At 55.8% G+C, this 2,494-nt stretch carries 2 protein-coding genes; both read right to left on the reverse strand.

The genetic code is table 11. From position 1 onward, the window contains the following. Window positions 1–73: 73 nt before the first annotated feature. Window positions 74–199 (reverse strand): hypothetical protein, encoded by a 126-nt coding sequence (locus tag ACJH6J_RS30225; RefSeq protein ID WP_406805021.1) that lies wholly within the window; start codon window positions 197–199, stop codon window positions 74–76. 227 nt (window positions 200–426) lie between these two features. After that, window positions 427–1,998, reverse strand: a complete 1,572-nt coding sequence (locus ACJH6J_RS30230) for a hypothetical protein (RefSeq protein ID WP_406805022.1) — start codon at window positions 1,996–1,998, stop codon at window positions 427–429. Window positions 1,999–2,494 lie beyond the last annotated feature (496 nt).

Raw genomic sequence — 2,494 nt, forward strand, 5'->3', positions numbered from 1 at the left:
TACTATTCCCAACTCGTGACCGGTAGACCGGCCGGATCACAGAAACCTGAGGGTGCATGAAACCCGGGACGGTTCAGATTCCTTGCCGCCGCACATCTGAGGCCATGTCGACGGCTGTTTGAATCTTGGTAACGAGGGCGACCAACTCTGCGTCCTCAGCAAGATCGATCCGAAGTTTAGCAGGATCGATCAACTTCACCAGTCGACTCCTAACAGCACGTCGACGCTGGCCAAAGTTTGAATACGATTTGGGAGGCGTAATGAGTCTGAGAGCAATCCGTTCTTCGAGCACGTCCTCTAACTGCTCAACCAGCCTGTCTCGATCAAGACCAATCGCGTCTGCGGCACCCAACAGTTCCTCGACTCGACCCGTACTGCCATTTTGAATTGACAGGTGACGCATAAGGACCTGACAGAGTTGGGCAATCATGATCTGAAGGACGCAGAACTCGCCCGAACCTGAGCGACTGTCTTCCTATTAGTCAATACGTCCATCAGGGCGCGGATGAACAACTGTTTGACCTGCTTGGACGCGTCCGCACCAGACCGGATGTACGACTGGAAGAAGTCCGACGAGAGAGGCTTAAGAATGTTCCTAATCTGATCGCCGAACTCCGCCGGCGATATCGCAAGCGTTTTGAAGTCCACACCATCTTCCAAAGCACGATCTTCACGACGTTCGGCCCAACGCTGCAGAATGGCAATCTGGAGCATGCCCAAAATCGTCGCGCCCATCAAATTCTGAACATTCTGTTGATCAGGGGTTGCTGTGCCGACACCGACGGGCGGCCAAGCCTCAATACTCTGAGGCCAGAGCCCGTCACTTTGATACCGGTCGCGAACAGCGTCCCAGAATGCAGTGAAGTAATCGAACCAGAGTCCGTCCTGCCACTCCTCGGCTTTTTCGCGCGCTGTCGTCGCGCCGCAGTTCGCACCGAACAGATCCACGATGCGAAATTCCTTCGACCTGCCGGGGTCATCGGCAATTGCGCGGAACTTCTTCAAGGTCGCACGGGTACCAGAAGATCCCTTGCTGCCATACCAAAGTTCGATCACTTTCTTCTGCATCGCAGTTGCATCCAGGAAACCCTTCTCGCCGGGCGTGTTTGTCCTGAGCATGCCGGCAAATGGATTGTCTTCAAGATGCACCCGCATCGAAGCTTTAATCAGGTTGACCTTGATACCAGAACGATTCAATCGTCCCTCAATCTCGGACAGTTGCTCAGGCTCCAGGCTCTGACCAACGATCGCGAAGAGCAAGTTTTCATCAACCTTCTTCGCCGACGAGTTATTTACTATGAATTGGAAAGCCAACTCAGCCCAATTAGCGAATGGAAGGAACGAGACCATGAACGGAACCTCGCCAATGTTGCGTGTTGCTGCAACACGGTGCTGTCCGTCGATAATAAGACCCGGCTTTCGCTCATCAACCAAAAGGTCGCGGAGTCGCACTAGGTCGCCTTCGTCCCAGCTTTCGTAGGCCTTCGATGCGAGCAGTTTGCGAAGTTCATCGTAAGAAAATAGGTGCAGTGCTTCAGCAGCCGATTTCTCGGCATCGTCCGAGTCTGTAGTCTCGGCAGTTCCGAAGTCGACTTCATCTTCAGCGCTGTCATCAGCGCTGTCATCATCCTCGTCAAGCAGTTCTTCAGCACCCGCCGCAGAGTAATCGTCGTCCTCGATTTCAACGTCTGGCGTTTCAGACTCTGCGTCCGCCGATGCAGTCGTTGCCTCGACGACCTCGGCGAGTGCGCGGATCTGCTCCACAAGCCCAAAATCCTCGTCCGGTTCCCAGGGATCGAATTCCAGCTCAAGAAGGCAGTGCACCGGCATGGTACCCACCGAGGCGGGATCGATCGGCTCACCCGAATCCGGGCGCACCAGCGAGACGCGACTCTGTGCCTCCGGAGCTAGGCCAACCAGGATGCTCGTCGGACTCGCGTTCGTGTTGCTTGGGTCGTGCTGAAAGAAACGCTCAATCTCAGCGACATGGCCCTTCACGGCGGCACGCTGGAACCCCTGGGGCCTGTTAGATAGACGAGTGGGCACACGGGCCCAATCGTCCAGGACGCTGGTAGCTATTACGAGCGAAATTTGCAGCGGAGCGTTGTCGTTCTGACGGAACGCGAACCCGGTGTACTGCACTGTTACTCCGATCGGTCTACGGGAGACGACTCAACGTTAGCGCGCTGGTTCTGATTGACTTCCGATTGCATGCGCAAGTCTTGGAAGCAGGTCGTGACAGCCGAAAAGGAATTAGGGGCAAAGGCGTCGATCCGACTCAAGCTCGACATCTGTCCCGAGAGTTCAGCCGAGGTCGACTGGCTAGGCCACAGGCACTCTCGGACATCATCCCAACCGCCCACAGATTCTCCATCCAGTCCTCCCGATCTGGGTGTGCGACACACATCGTCGCACGGCCCACCGACATTGATTGTGTTCAACCCGTTCGGGCGAGGATGACCTTGCTCGTTCGCCGCTGGTGATGACCCTCCCA

It is taken from the genome of Mycobacterium sp. SMC-18 (genome assembly GCF_045310895.1).
Classification (GTDB): domain Bacteria; phylum Actinomycetota; class Actinomycetes; order Mycobacteriales; family Mycobacteriaceae; genus Mycobacterium.